The sequence below is a fragment of the Vibrio sp. Vb1980 genome, from assembly GCF_033338615.1.
GTDB lineage: Bacteria > Pseudomonadota > Gammaproteobacteria > Enterobacterales > Vibrionaceae > Vibrio > Vibrio alginolyticus.
In genome coordinates this window covers 124092-143222 of the sequence record NZ_JAWOSZ010000013.1, presented here as the reverse complement: position 1 = coordinate 143222, position 19131 = coordinate 124092, and the positions used below count along the sequence as shown (strand labels likewise).

General features: G+C 43.4%; 18 protein-coding genes. 13 read left to right on the top strand and 5 right to left on the bottom strand.

Annotation, left to right across the window (positions count from 1 at the left end):
• Positions 1-1277 (bottom strand): cadherin-like domain-containing protein (locus tag R7F64_RS18265; protein ID WP_318071961.1); only part of this gene is annotated, 1277 nt, incomplete at its 3' end.
• Between the two features lie 518 nt (positions 1278-1795).
• On the opposite strand from R7F64_RS18265, the gene R7F64_RS18260 reads away from it, so the two are divergent.
• The 6 genes from R7F64_RS18260 (at position 1796) to R7F64_RS18235 (ending at position 7995) form a co-directional block, all read left to right on the top strand.
• The gene (locus tag R7F64_RS18260) at positions 1796-3106 is read left to right on the top strand and encodes a TolC family outer membrane protein (RefSeq protein WP_318071960.1); all 1311 of its coding nucleotides are present in this window, start codon (positions 1796-1798) and stop codon (positions 3104-3106) included.
• Positions 3107-3108: 2 nt separating this feature from the next.
• Complete coding sequence (locus R7F64_RS18255) at positions 3109-3723, top strand: OmpA family protein (protein WP_005377354.1); 615 nt, start codon at positions 3109-3111, stop codon at positions 3721-3723.
• A 175-nt stretch (positions 3724-3898) separates the two neighbouring features.
• A complete protein-coding gene (locus R7F64_RS18250) occupies positions 3899-4252 on the top strand; it encodes a DUF2750 domain-containing protein (RefSeq protein WP_005377352.1) in 354 nt (117 codons plus the stop codon).
• A 187-nt stretch (positions 4253-4439) separates the two neighbouring features.
• Positions 4440-6410: a tetratricopeptide repeat-containing diguanylate cyclase gene (locus tag R7F64_RS18245; protein WP_318071959.1), complete on the top strand. Its 1971-nt coding sequence runs from the start codon at positions 4440-4442 to the stop codon at positions 6408-6410.
• An 87-nt stretch (positions 6411-6497) separates the two neighbouring features.
• A complete protein-coding gene (locus R7F64_RS18240; RefSeq protein ID WP_017635969.1) occupies positions 6498-7196 on the top strand; it encodes an IclR family transcriptional regulator in 699 nt (232 codons plus the stop codon).
• A 106-nt stretch (positions 7197-7302) separates the two neighbouring features.
• Positions 7303-7995 (top strand): SDR family oxidoreductase, encoded by a 693-nt coding sequence (locus tag R7F64_RS18235; protein ID WP_054730597.1) that lies wholly within the window; start codon positions 7303-7305, stop codon positions 7993-7995.
• Positions 7996-8193: 198 nt separating this feature from the next.
• On the opposite strand, the gene dkgB is transcribed toward R7F64_RS18235, so the two are convergent.
• Positions 8194-8994 carry a 2,5-didehydrogluconate reductase DkgB gene (gene dkgB / locus R7F64_RS18230; protein ID WP_318071958.1) on the bottom strand — a complete coding sequence of 267 codons (801 nt, stop codon included), beginning with the start codon at positions 8992-8994 and terminating at the stop codon, positions 8194-8196.
• 112 nt (positions 8995-9106) lie between these two features.
• On the opposite strand from dkgB, the gene R7F64_RS18225 reads away from it, so the two are divergent.
• Positions 9107-10012, top strand: a complete 906-nt coding sequence (locus R7F64_RS18225) for a LysR family transcriptional regulator (protein WP_017635966.1) — start codon at positions 9107-9109, stop codon at positions 10010-10012.
• A gap of 132 nt (positions 10013-10144) precedes the next feature.
• Entirely contained in the window at positions 10145-11050 is a 906-nt protein-coding gene (locus tag R7F64_RS18220; RefSeq protein WP_047102674.1) for a TIGR03571 family LLM class oxidoreductase, read from the top strand.
• A gap of 115 nt (positions 11051-11165) precedes the next feature.
• On the opposite strand, the gene R7F64_RS18215 is transcribed toward R7F64_RS18220, so the two are convergent.
• Positions 11166-12050 carry a LysR family transcriptional regulator gene (locus R7F64_RS18215; RefSeq protein ID WP_005377338.1) on the bottom strand — a complete coding sequence of 295 codons (885 nt, stop codon included), beginning with the start codon at positions 12048-12050 and terminating at the stop codon, positions 11166-11168.
• Positions 12051-12209: 159 nt separating this feature from the next.
• Here R7F64_RS18215 and R7F64_RS18210 point away from each other — a divergent pair, with 159 nt between their 5' ends.
• From R7F64_RS18210 to R7F64_RS18200, 3 genes are all read left to right on the top strand, one after another.
• Positions 12210-13391: an MFS transporter gene (locus tag R7F64_RS18210; RefSeq protein ID WP_017635963.1), complete on the top strand. Its 1182-nt coding sequence runs from the start codon at positions 12210-12212 to the stop codon at positions 13389-13391.
• 143 nt (positions 13392-13534) lie between these two features.
• Positions 13535-14056: a TetR/AcrR family transcriptional regulator gene (locus R7F64_RS18205; RefSeq protein ID WP_031777252.1), complete on the top strand. Its 522-nt coding sequence runs from the start codon at positions 13535-13537 to the stop codon at positions 14054-14056.
• Complete coding sequence (locus R7F64_RS18200; protein WP_182039736.1) at positions 14053-15102, top strand: alcohol dehydrogenase family protein; 1050 nt, start codon at positions 14053-14055, stop codon at positions 15100-15102. The genes R7F64_RS18205 and R7F64_RS18200 overlap by 4 nt, the downstream gene beginning before the upstream one ends.
• A gap of 205 nt (positions 15103-15307) precedes the next feature.
• On the opposite strand, the gene R7F64_RS18195 is transcribed toward R7F64_RS18200, so the two are convergent.
• Entirely contained in the window at positions 15308-16219 is a 912-nt protein-coding gene (locus tag R7F64_RS18195) for a GlxA family transcriptional regulator (RefSeq protein WP_115386010.1), read from the bottom strand.
• Positions 16220-16333: 114 nt separating this feature from the next.
• On the opposite strand from R7F64_RS18195, the gene R7F64_RS18190 reads away from it, so the two are divergent.
• Complete coding sequence (locus R7F64_RS18190; protein ID WP_005377333.1) at positions 16334-16852, top strand: cysteine hydrolase family protein; 519 nt, start codon at positions 16334-16336, stop codon at positions 16850-16852.
• 120 nt (positions 16853-16972) lie between these two features.
• Positions 16973-17734 (top strand): transporter substrate-binding domain-containing protein, encoded by a 762-nt coding sequence (locus R7F64_RS18185; RefSeq protein WP_005388903.1) that lies wholly within the window; start codon positions 16973-16975, stop codon positions 17732-17734.
• 98 nt (positions 17735-17832) lie between these two features.
• Here the strand turns inward: R7F64_RS18185 and R7F64_RS18180 are convergent, their stop codons facing one another.
• Entirely contained in the window at positions 17833-18906 is a 1074-nt protein-coding gene (locus tag R7F64_RS18180) for a permease (protein WP_238939341.1), read from the bottom strand.
• Positions 18907-19131 lie beyond the last annotated feature (225 nt).

The following is a 19131-nucleotide window of genomic DNA, read 5'->3' as shown; positions in this document are numbered from 1 at the left end:
ACATCGCTGAAAGCGGTATTTAGATCGATGCTGTATGGCGTGAAATCTTCCGCCAAGGTTTGGTCTGCGAGGTTGCTCTCAACCACAGGCGTGTCGTTCACCGCATTCACCGTGACGTTGACCGTCGCTTGGTCAGTCAGTGCACCATCGCTAACGGTGTAAGTGATTTCGGCATCACCATGGAAGTTCTCAGCCGGTGTGAAGACCAGTTTGCCATCAACAATCTCAACTGTACCTTGTGCTTCAGGTACAGACGCTGATTCAATCGACAGCTTATCACCATCAATATCGGTGTCGTTTGGCAGGACATCAATCGTTACTGAGCTATCTTCCTCTGTAATTGTTGTATCATTAGAGGCAATAGGCGCATCGTTAACTGAGTTTACTGTTACCGAAACTTGAGCTTCATCCTCTAACTCACCATCTGAGATGGTGTAGCTAATCGTTGCATTACCGTTGAAATTTTCAGCCGGAGTGAAAACAAGCTTACCATCGATAATCTCAACGATACCTTGCTCTTCTGGTACAGAAGCAGAGGTAATGATTAAATCATCACCTTCAATATCACTGTCGTTAGCGAGCACATCAATTACAACCAGGGAATCTTCGTCAGTTTGAATCGCATCATTAGTTGTTATTGGCGCGTCATTAACAGGCGTAATATCTAAGTTAGCAGTGCCATTAATAACACCACCATCATCATCAATGATGTCATAGGAGAATGACACTTCAGTGTCATCATCAGCTTCTGGGATGTAAGTCCAAGAGCCATCGCTGTTATCAATTAAGGTGCCATTCCCACTCTCAATAGTGACGTTTGTAATGACAAGAGTATCGGCATCATCAATATTGACATTAGATAGTAATTCTTCAGTAGTTATCGTGATTGGATCGCTATCTTCCTCAACAGCGCTTAATGTCACTGGAGAATTAGTAAGTGGCTTACTTGAGCCATCCCCACTTGTCTCGATACCTGTTGTGAAGAAGTCATTTAAGGTCAACGCTTGAGTTTCAGATAAGCCGAGGGATTCTAAGCCAATAGTTTCAAAGTTTGTTGAGGCTAGCACTTCAGTACCATCTCGTACAATCGTGGCACTATTTTGCAAACTGGAGCCACTATTTTCACCCGCTGCAGGTGCGAGTTCTTCATCAATAGCAGAAGGGTCTTGACCTTGCTCAATAGCACTAATAATCTGTGCTACATCGTCTGAAATATCTTTTAAACCTTGCTCTTGAGCAAGCTGAATTTTCAGGTCTTGAGGCGCAGCATCTGTCATTGCCACTATCCACTTCACCTGGTAGAGGCTGCTGTCCTTCTGCAAGGACTCTCAGCTGCCCATCCAAACCTATTACGACGACTTGATTACCGAGTGGCACTAATGCTGTACGATCCATATAAACCTTAACCCTAAATAACTGTCAAGTTTTTGACTAACAATACTAATTTGCTATATATTGCCCGAATATATAGTGCAATAACAGCAATTTGATGCTCAATAAAGTAATTATGTGTCATACATCAATAAGAATCCAGATGCATAAGTGTTTTATTTTATTAAAATCTGGACACACGTTCCTAGCTATTACCTCCATCTTTAATTTGAGATCTTAATTCAAGTTTTAGGCAGATTTAGTAGGTTGATTTATCAAAATTGAAACAAATGAACAGCGAATCAACAGGTTACTTCATCGCATATTAATGTTATTGTGCGCTAAATTATTGACGCCCTTATAAGTATTCCACTTATAAGCCCTATCACCTCGAGAATTTTTACCATTATCTAGGAGAATCACAGTGAAGTGGACTCGTGCCAACGCCTTTTGTATTGGTATGTTCACCGCTAGTCATGCGTTTGGGCAAACGCTAGAGCAAGCGGTTGAAAACACATTAAAAACCAATCCTGACATCAAAAGTGCGTTCAATGAATTCGTTAGCAAGCAGTATGTGAATGAAGCATCTGGTGGTGCTTACCTCCCATCCGTAGACTTAGATGCCGGTATCGGTTACGAAGGAATCAAACCCGCAGAGTCAGGGCGAGATTCAACCGACCTGACAAGAAAAGAAGCCACCGTGACACTAACCCAGCTAATATGGGATGGCTCAGCGACACTTAATGATATGGATCGAACAGCAGCTGATGCTGAATCGGTCCGTTATCAACTTCTAGCTGATGCCCAAGACACCGCTCTAGAGGTCGCGAAAGTTTATTTAGACTCAGTAAAAGCTTATGAAATTCTTACACTTTCCGAGAATAACTTGAAAGTGCATAAGAAGATCTATGAAGACATTAAAAAGCGAGTTAACTCAGGTATCGGTTCTACAGCAGACCTAACCCAGGTAGAGGCTCGTTTAGCAAAGGCTCACGGTAACTTGGTGGCAGCTCAGAACAACTTATATGACAGCCACACCACCTTTACACGCCTTGTCGGACAGTCACCACAAGGATTGATTTTCCCAAGAGCGGACCAAAACTTTATTCCCTACACCATCGATGAAGCGATTGACTTGGCATTCGAGTCACACCCAGTAATCAAAATCTCGGTAGCTGATGTGGACTCTGCAAAGTTCCAATACAAGCAATCTAAGGGAGCTTACTACCCAACGATATCGGTAGAAGCGGCTCAAACATGGCGTGATGATACAAGCGGTATTGAAGGAAGCAGCGAAGAGACAACAGCAATGTTACGTATGCGTTACAACCTCTTTAACGGTGGTAGTGACGTAGCCAACGCTGAAAGTTTTGCCTACCAACTAAATAAAGCAAAAGACTTAAGAGAACGTGCATACCGCCAAGTCGAAGAAGGTCTTCGTCTATCTTGGAGTGCGTTAGATTTAACACTTCAACAAAAAGAGTTCCTAGCGGATCACGTAGATTCGGCCTCTGAAACTGTCATCGCCTACGAAAAGCAGTATCGCATTGGAAAACGCACTCTGCTGGACTTGTTAAATACTGAAAACGAACTTTTCGAAGCGAGAAAGAACTACTTGGATGCTCGATACTCAGAGCAGTACGCCAAGTACCGCGTTATGAACGCGACTGGCCAATTGTTAAATGCCTTGCGTGTCGATGTACCTACAGAATGGAATGAAAAGGTGGAGTACTGATCATGAAACCAGTGAAGATTCTATTTGCATTGGGTATGCTCGCCATCACTCAACACGTTGTTGCTGAAGACGAATATGAGTATCGTCCTGTACCAAATGCAGAACAAATAGCAGATTTGCAAGATGACGATAACGATGGTGTCATCAATGCTCGAGATATGTGCCCAGGTACACCTGAAGGCTCAGAGGTCGACAACGACGGTTGTGGAGAATACATTAAAGCATCAGATAACATGCAAGTGCGGATACTTTTTGCTAACGACTCTGATGAGATCAATCCAGTCTTCAGAAGACAAGTCCGAGAGCTTTCCGACTTTTTAAAAGAGTACCCTACTACTTCGATAGAGCTGCACGGCTATGCTAGTAAAGTTGGTGGTTCAAAGCATAACCAAGATCTTTCTGAAAGACGAGCACGCAATGTCCGTGAAGCCCTACTAAGCTACGACATCGAACCGAGTAGAGTCCGCATTGTTGGTTTTGGTGACACTCACTTAGCACAGCAAGGGACCGATGAAGTCAGCCATGCTTTAAATCGTCGAGTAACCGCATCAGTCGTTGGTTACAAAGGCGAGATAAAAAGAGAGTGGACAATATTCACAACTCTTCCAGAAAGGTAAAGTACCTGTTTTTGTTTGCTCTGCAAGCACAAAGCAAACAAAAACGAGTGAATACTTAACCTCAGAAAAGGAGCTTCGGCTCCTTTATTTTTACTCATTTCGACAACCGTATTATGCTTTAGGAATCGGCACTTTAGTGTTACTCTAGCCACGTCATAACAACGAGAGTTTTGAAATGAGCAAACTTACATCAGATATCCAAGCGAACCTTGACCTTTTTGTTGCAGAAACGAAAGAAAACCAATTGGTTTGGGGTCTACGCAATGAAGAAGGTTGGCTATCTTGCGATTCAACTGAATTCGAAAACAGCGAAGTCATGCCTTTCTGGTCTTCTAAAGAAGATGCAGAAGCACATAATGTTGAAGAATGGGCAGATTTTACTGTACTAGAAATCCCATTAGATATCTTTGTTGAAGATTGGCTTTTGACTCTTGCTGAAGATGGTGTTCTTGTTGGAACTAACTGGAACGATCAGTTAGAAGGCAAAGAAATGGAGCCTCAAGATCTAGCAAAGCTTTACATTGATTAAAGATTTCTGACCTCAACTTTATGTTGAGGTCTTTCTTTTTTATGCCTCTTCTTTCAATATCTCGACCAAGTGCATAGTTTTACTACTCTTTTTCTTAGTACACCCAACTCAATCACAACGCTGATGCGTTAAAAGCGCTATGATAACTCAACTTTAAAGGCACCTTAAATTAAAGGCTCGTTTAAACATGCGCGTGCTCTATCCCTTGCTTGCGTCACTTTTGCTCACTCCAGTATATGCAAGCGACACTCAAGATATTGAACCAAACCAAAATATCACACAGTGGCACTCTGTCTACCAAACCACACTACGAAGCAACCCTGAGTCGGCATTGAGCATGCTTCAAGATCGCTACCATACAGCGAAATCGGACAGCGAAAAGCTCTACGTAAGTGGATTGATTTATGAATATATGTCAAACATAAATCAGCCTTACTACGGCAGCAGTCAAGTCTTAGACAACCCTTTTTCTCAATTAGAATCAGAATATATTCTTGCCTTAAATGAACGTAAGCATGGTAGTTACGAGGCCTCAGTAGATAGCTTTTCTTCTTTGCGACAGACAATGAAGAAAATATCCGATTCCGAAGGCAAGGCTCTGATGAACTATCAACTTTGTTATACGCTGAATCAACAAGGTCGTTATCACAAAGCAAACTTTTATTGCTCATCCTTAGAGAGCCACTTAAATCATAAGCATCAAGAAAACTTCCCTGTTGATCTCGCTTTGCGCGTGGTAGCAAATAACTACAATTACCGCGGTGACTATGAAAAAGCCTTAAGTTTGTATCGACAGTTGATGGCCAACATGTCGACGCAAAGCGATCCTTCAGGGATTTACAATGACGTCGGCAATTTACTTGCAGAGCTGGGGCAATTTGAACAATCAGAGCAATATCTCATTCAAGCCTTACTGGTTCGCCAAGATGAAGGGACACCTCTTGAAGTTGCGCAAGTCGAACATAGTCTAGGAGCGATGTACAGAAAATCCAAAGAACTCGATAAGTCCATCAGCCACTACAAAAATGCACTAACGATTCTCGAACAACTTCATTACCCATACGGGCAAGGGTTGACCTATTTAGGGTTATCTGCTGCTTTGGCCGATTCTGGGCAATTGGATACCGCGGTAGATTACATTGGAAGAGCATTAAACATTGCCCAAACTTATGAGAATACGCACCTTGAAACAGAGGGTCATTTGGCTGCTGGATTGGCATATTTAAAGAACCATACACCCGAAAAATCGATTGAACACAGTACAATAGCGTTAAGATTAGCGGTAAAAAACGCTAGGCCCTTATTGCAAGCGCAAGCCCAATTACTCCTCTCAAAAGCATACCAAGCTCAAAATGATTACAAAAAGGCACTGGAGCATCACGAGGCCTACTCGACGATTGAACTAACGAACCGAGACGCGAGTAATATCAAGGCGTTAGAGGCACTAGATCTCACTAAAAAAGAGTATGAATATGATCTACAAGTCGCGCAGTTGAACAACGAAACTCTTCTAAGTCAGTACCAGTTTGAAAAACTCACAGACCAACAACGCACTTATAATTTTGTTGTTTTCTGTTTATTGATTCTCCTCGCTCTGGCATTGATGGTTCAGCGACAAACACGCTTAAAAGCCAAAATAGACAGCTTAACGTGTGCATTAAACAGAGCGGCAATTATAGAGACGATTAAAAGCCAAACCTCCAAAGCGGAAGGAGACTTCCGCTACGTTCTAGCATTAATCGATCTAGATGACTTTAAGGCGATTAATGATCAGTATGGTCATCCGACTGGCGACTTAGTACTACAACAGGTATGCAAAGCGCTTAAAGCTAAACTTAATAAGGGAGAGTACTTGGGTCGTTTAGGTGGAGAAGAGTTTATCTTGCTATTGAAAAACGTCGATGAGATTGACGTTCCCTTTAGAATACAAAGTCTGCATAAAACAATTTCAGAAAAGAGTGTACATTCGCTTAATAACCATCAATTGAATATATCTGCGAGTCTGGCCTATCTATCAACCTCAATGCCACTCACCAACTTTGATGAGCTCTATTCGATATTAGACCAAGCGTTATACAATGCTAAGAAGCAAGGAAAAAACTCCCTTGTGGATGCATACAACGAGCCGATCAGTTTAAGTGCTGAGTATATTCTCTAATAAAACCAAACCACCAGCGTAGTGGTTTGTTATAGGTGGAAGCATCAGTAAGCCATTCAGATGCAACACCATCATCAAGGAGTCTTTGTGCCCAAGGCAAGAAAAAACATTCAGTCTCTAGAGCGAGGTTTTCTAATCCTCGAGTTGCTCTCGATGAGTGAGTCTCCCCTATCATTACAGACGATCAGTAATGCGATCCAGTTAAATAAGACGACTGTTCACGGGTTACTTGCGACTCTACACTCTCTTGGATATGTATCCAAACACAACCATAGCTACAGCCTAGGGTTTAGATGCTATGAACTGTCTAAGCCGATTGAACAAAAAAACGAAGCTATCCGACAACATTTTGTTCCATTGCTGAAAAAAATGGCCCAAATGACTAACAACACTGCTTACCTCGCTGTACAAAGTGGCGCTAAAGAGTACTTGTATATCGATGCTATAGAGCAGGATAACCCTCTTACTATCCGTAGCCCGAGAGGGAAACGAGAAGGACTCACAACATCTGCGATCGGCAAGGTTTTTCTTAGTTTTGATGATGAGCTTCGCCGAACATTGCGCCTTGAAAGCCAAATATCCCCCACGTTAGAAACTGAACTTAATCAGGTTGTATTATCAGGTTACGCACTCGATTTAGAAGAGGCAGAGCCAAACCTCAATTGCTTAGCGATCCCCCTTTATTTGGATGGTAAGGTCGTTGCTGTTGCAGGTGTCAGCGGTGCTGCCTCCGAACTGACGGTCACTAGGCTAAAACACTTTGCCAGCATCTTTCTCAAACTTTAAGGTTTGACAATGTCGAATCTTAGGCCATTTTTGTACTGTTTTGATTACATGCTTATACGTCGCCTCTAATATAGTCGTTGTTCAACTCAACAACGTAGGAGAAGCGATGTCTACTGTATTAATCACTGGCGCTAACCGTGGCTTAGGCTTGCAATTTGTCCGCCACTACCTTGGAAAAGGTTGGCAAGTTATCGCAACTTGTCGTTCACCAGAAAATGCTAAGCAGCTCAATGAACTAGTAACCCAATCTAATCAACTTCAACTGATGGCTCTAGACGTCACTAACCAACAAGATATCGATCAGTTAGCCACTCAATTAGCGGATCGTCCGCTCGATCATTTAATTCTTAATGCAGGTGTATTAGGCGAAGAGTGTGCAAAGCTTGGCGAAATGACCCAGAAAAAATGGCTAGAAGTACTAAACATAAATACCGTCGCACCTGCCCTGCTAATTCAAGCCCTACAAGACAACGTTGCGAAAAGTCAGCACAAAACCATCGTGGGAATCTCAACCCGAGTTGCGAGTTTAAGCGATAACAGTTCAGGTAACATGTACAGTTATCGAGCATCTAAAGCAGCGCTTAATCAGGTTCTAGTATCAGCAGCACGCAATCTCGAATCGCGAGGAGTAAAAACTGTCGCAGTTCATCCCGGCTGGGTAAAAACCGATATGGGCGGTGAGGACGCAACCTTTTCTGCCGAGGAAAGTGTTGCAGGCATTGTTTCGGTCGCAGAACAGCTAACACTTGAGCAATCCGGAAGCTTCCGCGTATTTGATGGCTCTACAATCGAATGGTAATTGATCTCTAAATGACGTCTCCCGGCCAAATTGAGGGCCGGGAGAATACAGTAAACCAATAGGCCAAAAAGATAAAAGCTCGCACTATCGTCAGACAAGCGAGCCCTTATCGTCTATGGTGTTGTACTACTGTCAAACGCTGAGGAAGTCAGCGATTGCAGAGGCGTCATTTAGGCAATGATTTCCTGTGAAACTCACTCAATCATCCCATTCAGGCGCTAGCCCTTCAGGGTTTACTTCGCGGCCATTTCTTTCCAACGCATCTATCTTTGCAATCGCCTCTTCACTCAGATTAAGTTCAAGTGCTTTCAGGTTACTTGCTAAATTATCTCGTTTAGTTGAAGACGGGATCACCGCGTAACCTTTTGACAAAGCCCAAGCAAGCGCGACTTGAGCTGGCGTGGCCTGATAGTCCTCAGCAATACCTGCAATAGTTGGGTCCCCAAGTACTTTCCCATATGCCAAGGTCATGTAAGACGTTACCTGAATATCGTTTTCCTGCATGAAGCTGACCAACTTACGATTTTGCAAATAAGGGCTAAGCTCGATTTGGTTAGTAACAATATTCTCTTTACCAACCACTTCTATCGCTTGTTGCAACAAGTCAATATTAAAGTTGGATACGCCAATATTACGGGTTAACCCTTGCGATTTAGCTTCAAGTAATGAAGCCATGTATTCGTTCAAGTTATTGTTATTGCCAGGCCAGTGGATCAAGGTCAAATCCACATAATCTGTATTTAGCTTTTCTAAGCTCTCTTTTAGACTTGGAATGAGTTGTTCCGTGTTCATGTTATCAACCCAGATCTTGGTCGTAATGAATAGCTCATCACGTGCAATACCGGACTGTGTCAATACTTCACCGATTTCTGCCTCATTACCGTAAATCTGTGCAGTATCAATTACGCGGTAACCCACTTCTAACGCATTACGGACTGAATCCTTAACTACTTCACCCTCTAAACGAAACGTGCCGACGCCAAATGATGGTACTTTCATCTAAATCTCCTGAATTATCGATTTTATAGTTGATTCGAAGCAAAACTTTACGCCGCAAGAAACTTTCCGTAAAGTTAACAATACTCAAATCTAATTTGAAATATATTCAACAATGAAAGCTACTCTAGATGAAATGCGCACCTTTATGGCCGTGGTCGATACGGGTTCAATCAGCTCTGCGGCTGAACTGTTATCGATGACCGTCTCGGCGGTGAGTCGATCGGTATCTCGGCTAGAAGCCAAACTCGAAACGACCTTGTTAAATCGCACAACCCGTAAGTTAGATGTTACTAATGAAGGAACGATATACCTCGATAAAGTCAGACATATTGTAGAAGCAGTAGAGAATGCCGAAGCACAACTGAAAAGCCAGAAATATAAGCCTTCTGGCCTCCTACGAATAAACGCAGCTACCCCCTTCTTACTGCACGTACTAACGCCGCACATTGCTAAATATCAGAGCTTGTATCCAGAAGTCGAAATCGATCTCAATTCCAATGAAGAAAATATTAGCCTTTTGGGAACAAAAACCGATGTTGCTTTTCGTATCGGTGAGCTACAAAACTCAACCATGCGCGCGATATTTCTTGGTAAAAGTCGGATTCGAATCGTCGCGAGTCCAGAGTATTTAAGACAACATGGTACTCCAACCTCAATAGATCAGTTACTCAATCATAAGCTACTTGGATTCAACAAGCCGGAGTATCTTAAGGAATGGCCGATCATGGATGATAAGAACAAACTTCTGCGTATTATGAGTAGCCTAAGATCTGATAATGGCGAGACGCTAAGATGTTTAGCCTTACATGGTGCGGGGATAGCTTGCCTGTCTGACTTTATGACCTACTCTGACCGACAAGCTGGTCGCTTAGTGGGCGTGCTTAGTGAACACACGCATAATGTCGAACAGCCCGTTCATGCGGTGTATTACAAAAATGCCAGTACCTCACGCCGGATCAGCTCTTTTATTGACTTCATCAAGCAAGAAATCAAGGTAGAGAACCACCAGTTCCTTTAAAGACCACCGCTGTTTGTGGCAAAACACTTTTGTCTTTTTGCCGCTTTTTCTCACAACAAAAATCTCATAGTGTCCTGAATATCAGGGAGGCACCTTGCCTCCTAGTACTCACAGTAATAGTCAGGCTTCATAATGCATAAAGATTTAAGTAACAGATTCACCATCGGGGTTGAGCTCCCCCTAGATAATGACTGGACCCAAGAAGGCCAGAAAAAACGCCTGCTCCAACGAAAACCGTTCGGCGTACCAGACATGAGTGCACATAAACAGCGTATTATGTTAGCCGATAAGTTAGGCTTTAACGTAGCGTGGGTGAGAGATGTCCCGTTGTACGACCCTAACTTTGGAGACGCGGCACAAATTTATGAACCGTTCAGTTATCTTGGCTATCTCTCTGCGTGCACCGACAACATTCTACTAGGGACAGCAGCGATAGTATTACCGTTAAGACAACCTTGGCTAGTGAAAAAAGCCGCTGCGACCATCAACGAGTTAAGTGGTGACCGCCTGATACTCGGTGTGGCTAGTGGAGACCGTCCTAGTGAATATCCCGTTTTTAACGCTAACTTTGACAGCCGTGGCTCGGCTTTTCGAGAAAGTGTAGAGATTTTGAAAGATACGCAAAATGATAAGCTGGGTAACGATCTACAGTTATTACCCGAGTTTGCTGATATTCCTATCTATGTCGCAGGGTTAGCGCAGCAAAGTCCACAATGGATAGGAGAAAACCTAGACGGCTGGCTCGCCTACCCAGGCACACCTGATGATCATGAACACCGCGTTGTACTTTGGCGCTCCGTAGCGGGAAACAAACCCTACGCCAGCTTTATTCATCTTGATTTAGTCGATAACCCAAATGCACCAGTCGTTCGGCATCACTTTGGTATCCGGGCCGGAGTCAATGGCTTGAGCGATGAGCTAGAAAAAATGCAAGAAGCAGGAGTCAATCACATCGGGTTGCATTTCCGTCGTAATAGCCAACCAATTGAGAAATCAATGGAACAGATCGCTCAGTACGTGTTGCCACGCTTTAACTAAGATCAAATAAAAATATGTGCCACCTTACTAAGGGGTGGCACGCTAGGCTTGGCACTTGGAAAAACAAAAGCTGCAATAACGACAAAAATCTTTTGTTAAAACAACAATAATAGAGTTATTTTAAAGTAAGTCTTGGTTGAATAAAGTCGATGAACGCGGAAATACGTTTAGAGACTGAAGAAGATTTGTAGAAGACAGCATTGACCTGTTCTCGTCCAGTATTTGTGATTTTTTCCGATTCAAACAATGCCACTAACCGTCCAGAATCAAGATCATCTTTCACCATAAAGCCAGATAAACATGCAATGCCGTTCCCTGCCAGCACTAACTGTCTAACCGTTTCACCACTGCTGGATAGGATATCAGGCTCTATCATCTCAAACCCTCGTAATGGCCACTGATTTAACACTTTAGCGCCAGAAAAACCGATCAAGTTATGACTGCGCAAATCGCTCACCGCTTCAGGGAAACCTCGTTTAGATAAATAACCAGGCGTGGCAACGATAAATAGTGGGCTTGTTCCTAAAGGTTTAGCATGCAGTGTTGAATCCGATAATCGTCCAATACGTATTGCCACATCGGTTCTTTTTTCCAATAGATCCACAAAACCCTCATTAGAGGTAAGATCGAGTTGAATATCAGGATAAGCCTCTTTAAATGGCTGAATTAACGGCACGAGTTGATGTAAAACAAATGGGCTAGCGGCATCAACTCTTAAGCGCCCCTTGGGTAATTCACCTCGTGTGATGATCTCTTCTTCAGCTTGCTGTATTTGTAGTAAACCTAAGCGAACCGCTTCAACAAACTGATGCCCTTCCTCAGTAACTTCCACTCTGCGTGTCGTGCGATTCAGCAAGGTTACCCCCAACTGTGATTCAACTTTACTAACCGCACGAGATACCCTAGCGACTTGAATACCTAGTGCATCAGCAGCGGAAGAAAATCCACCACTATCCACAACTGCCATAAGAATCTCTAATTCATCTGATCGGGTTAACATTTCATCCCCTTTCTTAATTGCGCATTTCCATCATTTATAGCAAAAGTATTTTGTAATAAACACCATTTTTCGCAACGAATAACTCTTTAATAATACACGGCATGGAAACGGGCTATTCGTTTATCCATTCATATTCAATGATTATAAGAGAGAGTTGTTATGCCTTTAGCTTTACTTGCATTGACGCTTAGCGCCTTTGCTATTGGAACCACGGAGTTTGTAATTGTCGGTCTGATACCGACTATGGCCTCCGACCTCAACGTATCATTACCTTCAGCGGGTCTTTTAGTTAGCCTGTACGCACTTGGTGTCGCGGTTGGTGCTCCCGTTTTAACAGCGCTGACTGGTAACTGGAAAAGAAAGTACGTTCTGCTTTCTGTTATGGCACTGTTTGTTCTTGGCAATCTGTTAGCCTGGCAAGCACCTGGATACAACACTCTAGTCACAGCAAGGATACTGACCGGGCTTGCACACGGTGTGTTCTTTTCGATCGGCTCGACTATCGCCACTGGCCTAGTGTCAAAAGAAAAAGCCGCTAGCGCAATTGCTATTATGTTTACCGGTCTGACCGTAGCTCTAGTGACGGGCGTGCCACTTGGCACCTGGATTGGCCAGACATTTGGTTGGCAGGCAACCTTCCTAATCGTCGCGATCCTTGGAATCATCGCACTGATAGGAAGCGCTCTGCTAGTGCCGAGTAATCTGAAACAACCACCAGCAACCAAGCTGTCATCGCAAGTAAAAGTCTTGACTCAACCTCGTCTACTTTTGGTGTACGCAATCACCGCGCTCGGTTACGGTGGTACGTTCACAGCCTTCACTTACTTGGCTCCTATTTTGGAAGAAGTTTCGGGGTTTGGCTCTAGCGCTATCAGCCTAATTATGTTGGTTTATGGTGTATCAGTCGCATTCGGCAACATCTGGGGCGGAAAGATGGCCGACTCTATGGGGCCAATCAAAGCTCTGACAGCGATTTTCTCGGGCCTAATTGTGGTATTGCTCGTGTTTAGTGTCACAGCATTTAATCCAATTTCTGCAGTAGTGACCATTCTTGTCTGGGGTGCCTTTGCCTTTGGTAACGTTCCAGGACTTCAAGTTTATGTTGTCAAACTAGCAGAGAAATATTCACCTGATGCAGTCGACGTCGCTTCTGGTCTCAACATTGCTGCATTTAACGTAGGTATTGCACTGGGTTCTTGGGGCGGTGGCCTTATCGTGGCCAATGCTGGGCTGATGCACACACCTTGGATTGGCGCGATCGTAGTATTAGGTGCTCTACTACTAACCCGTTTCAGCGGAATGCTAGACAAGCGTGGAGAACAGCACGCAACGGCACACTGATTCACGTTCCGAATCTATAAAAATCACTTAAATTAGCCCGGCATTACGTCGGGCTTTCAATACAGAGTTTAAATACACCATTGACTGAGGTAGAAAGTTTATTCTACCCTTGGGTAAAACAAACGTTCTACCTGGTGTATCAAATAGTGAAAGAAAAAATCGCAGCAAGCCTAGAAAAAGCATTCAGTCAGTATGGCTTCGCCGAGCCTAGCGTACCCCAACTCAAAAACGCCTGCGAAGTCAGCCTGAGAACCCTGTACAAATACTACCCCTCCAAGGAAGCGATGATTGTTGCAGCTCTCGAGCATCGCCATCAAAGGTATTTGAGTTTTTTGCTCGAAGACGCCCCTGCCAATGGAACACCGGCTGTATTACACCTATTCACTCGCCTCGAGGATTGGATGAAGGAGTTTGCACCGAATGGCTGCATGTCCATCAATGCATTAGCAGCCTATCCAGAAAATCTATCTATTAATCAAGCAGTAAAACAACACAAATTGGCGGTTCGTCAGCTTATGGTCCAACTAAGTCAGCGAGAAGACCTCGCAACCACACTCTTCTTGTTACATGAAGGTCTATCCAACGCATGGCCGGTTCTCGGTCACGCTGCCTTTGCATCCGCTGAACACACTCTGCTAGAACTAATGAAGGAGAACAATCAATGACCACAATCCCGAAAGTCATGAAAGGCGTCCAACTTATCGGTCATGGTGGGCCAGATATGCTTCGTTACCGCGATGATATACCTGTGCCAGTCCCCTCGCCTGATGATGTATTGATCCAAGTTGCCGCCGCCGGAGTCAATAACACCGACATCAATACCCGAACAGCATGGTATTCTAAAAATGACGCCAATAGCATGGATGCAAGTTGGTCAGGAGACGCGCTATCTCTCCCTCGAATCCAAGGTGCCGATGTATGCGGTACCATCGTCGCTGTTGGTGAGAATATCTGCCCATCACGAATCGGTCAGCGTGTGCTCATCGAACCATGTATTACGCGCTTCAACAGTCAAGCACTTAGCTCGCCTTGGTACTTCGGTTCAGAATGTGATGGTGGCTTTGCTCAGTTCACTGTTGTTGACAGTAAACATGCATATGCTGTGAATAGTAGTTTATCGGATATCGATTTGGCCTCCTTCCCTTGTTCTTATTCAACTGCCGAGAACATGCTTGTCCGCTCTAATGTCACAGCGAGCGATACCGTACTGATTTCAGGGGCATCCGGCGGTGTTGGCTCTGCCGCAATCCAACTGGCGAAGGCGCGTGGAGCATACGTCATTGCTATCGCCAGCCCAGAAAAGAAAGAACAGATCACGGCATTAGGAGCAAACCAAGTTATCCCTCGCGATGCAAATTTAACAGCGACTCTCGGAGAAAACAGCGTTGACGTAGTGATTGATTTGGTCGCAGGAGAGCAGTGGCCACAATTTCTTCAGGTACTAAAGCCAGGATCAAGATACGCTGTTTCCGGCGCCATAGGCGGCCCAATTGTCGAGCTGGATGTAAGAACTCTTTACCTTAAAGACCTAGCGTTATTTGGTTGTACCGTTTTGGCACCAGAAGTATTCGGTAACTTGGTTCGCTATATCGAACAGAACGCAATTCGTCCCTTAGTCGCGGAGTCATTTCCCTTGAACCAGATAGGTCAAGCGCAAGAAGTATTTTCACGCAAGCAACATATTGGGAAACTGGTTTTGGAAATCACATAGCTTTTGTGATTAACAACGACCTATACAAGTCATTGTAATTTGAGAACCCTTTAAGCATTCTACAAAATGTTCAGTAATTAGGAGTGCGCTACGGTTGGCTTAGCTTGTTATCCCTTTTCATCACGCTAAGCCAGCTTGTAAAAATATGCGGTGTTTGCTTCTGAGTTATAAATGTTTAATACCAACATTATCTTACTTCTGGCGTTCATGAACAGAACCGAGATCTGAACGACTTCGGTGTTAAACCTACGATTCTATTAAATATTTTCCTGAACGCGCTCACATCTTGGTAACCCACTCTAAATGATATTGCGTCAAATGTTAGGGTTGTCGACTCAAGTAAATCACAAGCTTTTTGTACTCTTAAGCTTTGTATGTATTGGTTAACATTGAAACCTGTCGCCTTTTTAAAGCGTCGCTGCAATGTCCTTTCTGTTAAACAACTCAACTCTGCAAGCTCTTTATTGCTCAGTTTTCCTTGATAATGATCGTTTATATAGTGCTGTATTTGAACAATTACCTCATCACCATGTTGGAAGTTTGGAGTAAACTGTTGATAAAAGCGTTGCTCTCTCGGACCAGTATCAATAACCAACATTTTTCCTAACAGGCGCATTACTTCCGGTGACGCAAATAAGGAAACCAACTCCAAACCTAAATCCACCCATGACATCATACCCCCAGCCGTAATGATCGTTCCTTCGTTAATAAGGATGGCTTCTTGTCTTACGTGGATATCGGGAAACTGACTCGCTAATGAAGGAGCCAAGCCCCAGTGTGTCGTACAAGACTTATTGGTCAACAACTGGGTTTGAGCAAGAATAAAAGTACCAGCGCAGGCGGAGGCTAAAATCGCACCTTTACTATATTGGACATTTAACCAGTCGAGTAGCTCTGGCTCTGGTTCTAAGTAATATTGACCAGTGCCGCTAGGCGGAATCATTACCGCTGTTTTCACATCGAAGTGCGTGTTTGACCAGTGATCCAATATCTCTACTTCAAAGTGCACATCAACGCCCAATTTAGCCGCCGCACGGTTTGCCATCTCGAAGAGTTCGCTTAAACCATATACGGAGGCTTGCGAGCTATCTGGGTAATTAACGAGTGCTATTTTCATTTATCTTCAAGTGTCGCTTTTTGACTCTTTTGTGTCATTTTAGACTCTAAAGAAGGTAGCTAAAAGTCTTTATATTATTCGTACCGCAATGATCCTCAATAAAAGGAAAAGAAAATGACTCAAAAAGCCCTACTTGTAATTGATTTGCAAAACGACTATTTCCCAGAAGGAAAGTTTCCTTTATGGAATACAGAATCGACTTTAGACAATGTTAAGAGAGCAATAACTAAAGCCAATGAGCAAAACATTCCTGTGATTCATATTCAGCATATTGCCGACCCTGCCATGGGTATTGCCCCATTCTTCAATGAAGGCAGCGACGGTGCCAATATTCACCCAGAAGTTCTTGCTTTAGCGCCGAATTCCGAAATCGTGGTAAAGCACTTCGCAGATAGCTTTGAAGGAACACGTTTAGAAGAAGTATTGGCAAGCAAAAATGTAACGGAGTTACTTGTATGCGGAATGATGACACAAAACTGCGTGACACATACTGCTATCTCAAAATCTGCGGACAAGTATGATGTTTCGATCTTAATGGATAGCTGTACCACGGTCGATGAAATGATTCACAACATTGCACTTCACGCTGTCTCAACGAGAGTTCCCCTCGTAACTATTGAAGATAAGCTGTAATACACGTAAAACCTTTCGCTCACACAATGCGGGCGAAAGGTCACACATATATGCACTTTCATTGATATTTGCTTACTTTGTGTTAAACATTGGTTTCCAAATAGTTACAAGGAAACGTTTATGAAATGGATAGTCGTATTGTTTATTAGCTTATTTTCAGTTTTCAGCCATGCGAAAGAGTGGAAACAAATTCGCTTCACTGTTGAAGGGGCTTACCCACCATTTAGCTGGACGACAAAAGAGGGAAAGCTAGAAGGGTTTGAAGTCGACCTCGCTAACGCGTTATGCAAAGAGTTAGAAGTAAAGTGCGTTATCTCAAAAATGGATTGGGATGGCATCATCCCTTCTCTCCTTAGTCGCAAGAACGATGCGATTATTGCTGCAATGACAATCACAGAAGAACGAGAAAAGAAAGTCGATTTCACCGTCCCTTATGCAAAAGTACCGACTCGTTTTGTAATGAAAAATGATAGAGAAATCAACATGGATGACGGCAGCCTAAATCGTTTATCTATTGGAGTTCAAAGAGCCACAATTGGTGATAAGTACCTTTCTGCCTTGTATCCAGATATTGATATTCGTCGTTATGGTACGTTCGATGAGGCATTTACCGATCTACTCAATGGACGGTTAGATGCTGTATTTGGCGGCTCAATCGGTTTAAGTGCTGGTTTTCTTGAAACTGCACAAGGTGAAGGCTATCACTTTACTGGACCAGCGTTTACAGAGGAAAAGTGGTTCGGCCGTGGCATTGGCGTAGCAGTGAGAAAACAAGACAAAGAATTAAAAGCATTACTCGATAGCGGAATACAAAAATTGATCCAAAGCGGTAAGCATAAAACCATCGCCAGCAAGTATTTCTCCTATAGTATTTACGAGTAACCTCTTTATCTTTTTATAGCCTGCGCGGTATAGGAAACTTCCCTTTCCCTATATGGCGACAAAAACAGAGCCCTCGAGCAGTCGCCCGAGGGTTATTTTTATAAAAAAGCCCACGTATATAAGTAACCCGCTCCCATGGCCATCGTTAAGATAACGATTAGGAAGGCAGCGATCATTTGGTTCTTAAAAATTGATTTCAACAAAATCACTTCTGTAAGACTTGCGCCAGCACTACCAATAATAAGCGCCATAACAGATCCAAGAGCCATACCTTTTTGTACTAGTGCCGCGCTAAGTGGAATGACCGCCTCTGCACGGATGTACAATGGAATACCAATGATTGCTGCGACCGGAATCGCGTACCACTTCGCTTCACCAGCGAACTCCGCAATGAACTCCGTCGGGATGAAGCCATAGATAAATGAACCAATCGCAATGCCCATCATGAGATAAGGGAACACTTGCTTAAAGTCTTTCCAAGTTGATTGCCAAATACGTACCCAGCGGCTAGGCTCTTTCTCTTCCACGACTGTCGCTGTTGCACTACCGCCAGATGAACAGCAAGACACTTCCACTTTAGGTTCAGGTTTTGGTGCATCACCACAACAAGATGTTTTCGCCGCAACTGGCGTAGGTTCATTGCAGGCGCTGGTATCACAGCTTGATGCTGGTCTCGCTTCTTCTTTTTTCTTGCTTGAATCGCCACAAGAAGTACCGCACGAAGAAGAACCTACCGCTTGATATGCTTCTGGTTTGACGTAACGTTCAAACCCTAGTTTTTCAAGTACATAGCCTGCTACCACTGATACTGACATCGCGATAGCAAAGTAAAATACCGCAACTTTCCAACCAAAAGTCACCACAAACAAACCAATAATCACTGGGTTAAGCAACGGGCTTGCAAATAGGAACACCATCATAGGTCCAAAACCAGCTCTTGCACGCAACAAGCCTTTTAAGAAAGGAATGGTCGAACACGAACAGAAAGGCGTAATCGAACCTAGCAACGCAGCAATGAAGTAACCTTTACCCTTTTTCGAGCTGAGAATAGATTGAATTTTTTCTGGCGTTAGAAAATCTTGCAACACACCGACAATGTAGCTAATTGCCAGAAATAAGATGATAAGTTCGGTTGCTAGAAACGCAAACATATCCAGCGCTTCTTTAGCCATAGTTATAATTTCTGTATTCACATTTACTCTCCTCGTCATTTTTCGCTAACAAGCTTACCTGATAGACAAGTCTTTATTTCGATATTTCTGGAATTATAGAATCACAAAACAAAAAATCAACAGAATATTTCCATAAAAATGGAATAATAAAACTAGTCATTACTTATCATAAAGTTACATGTCGTTAGCTATGCAGACTGGTTGTCTATGATAATTTCAGAGCAT

Excerpts from the sequence above, each read along its gene's own strand:
- R7F64_RS18180 (WP_238939341.1), bottom strand. The coding sequence starts at position 18,906 with ATGGCTAAAGAAGCGCTGGATATGTTTGCGTTTCTAGCAACCGAACTT.
- dkgB (WP_318071958.1), bottom strand. The coding sequence starts at position 8,994 with ATGAAAGTACCATCATTTGGCGTCGGCACGTTTCGTTTAGAGGGTGAA.
- R7F64_RS18245 (WP_318071959.1), top strand. The coding sequence starts at position 4,440 with ATGCGCGTGCTCTATCCCTTGCTTGCGTCACTTTTGCTCACTCCAGTA.
- R7F64_RS18200 (WP_182039736.1), top strand. The coding sequence starts at position 14,053 with ATGACCACAATCCCGAAAGTCATGAAAGGCGTCCAACTTATCGGTCAT.
- R7F64_RS18255 (WP_005377354.1), top strand. The coding sequence starts at position 3,109 with ATGAAACCAGTGAAGATTCTATTTGCATTGGGTATGCTCGCCATCACT.
- R7F64_RS18235 (WP_054730597.1), top strand. The coding sequence starts at position 7,303 with ATGTCTACTGTATTAATCACTGGCGCTAACCGTGGCTTAGGCTTGCAA.
- R7F64_RS18210 (WP_017635963.1), top strand. The coding sequence starts at position 12,210 with ATGCCTTTAGCTTTACTTGCATTGACGCTTAGCGCCTTTGCTATTGGA.
- R7F64_RS18225 (WP_017635966.1), top strand. The coding sequence starts at position 9,107 with ATGAAAGCTACTCTAGATGAAATGCGCACCTTTATGGCCGTGGTCGAT.
- R7F64_RS18220 (WP_047102674.1), top strand. The coding sequence starts at position 10,145 with ATGCATAAAGATTTAAGTAACAGATTCACCATCGGGGTTGAGCTCCCC.
- R7F64_RS18215 (WP_005377338.1), bottom strand. The coding sequence starts at position 12,050 with ATGTTAACCCGATCAGATGAATTAGAGATTCTTATGGCAGTTGTGGAT.
- R7F64_RS18195 (WP_115386010.1), bottom strand. The coding sequence starts at position 16,219 with ATGAAAATAGCACTCGTTAATTACCCAGATAGCTCGCAAGCCTCCGTA.
- R7F64_RS18250 (WP_005377352.1), top strand. The coding sequence starts at position 3,899 with ATGAGCAAACTTACATCAGATATCCAAGCGAACCTTGACCTTTTTGTT.
- R7F64_RS18185 (WP_005388903.1), top strand. The coding sequence starts at position 16,973 with ATGAAATGGATAGTCGTATTGTTTATTAGCTTATTTTCAGTTTTCAGC.
- R7F64_RS18190 (WP_005377333.1), top strand. The coding sequence starts at position 16,334 with ATGACTCAAAAAGCCCTACTTGTAATTGATTTGCAAAACGACTATTTC.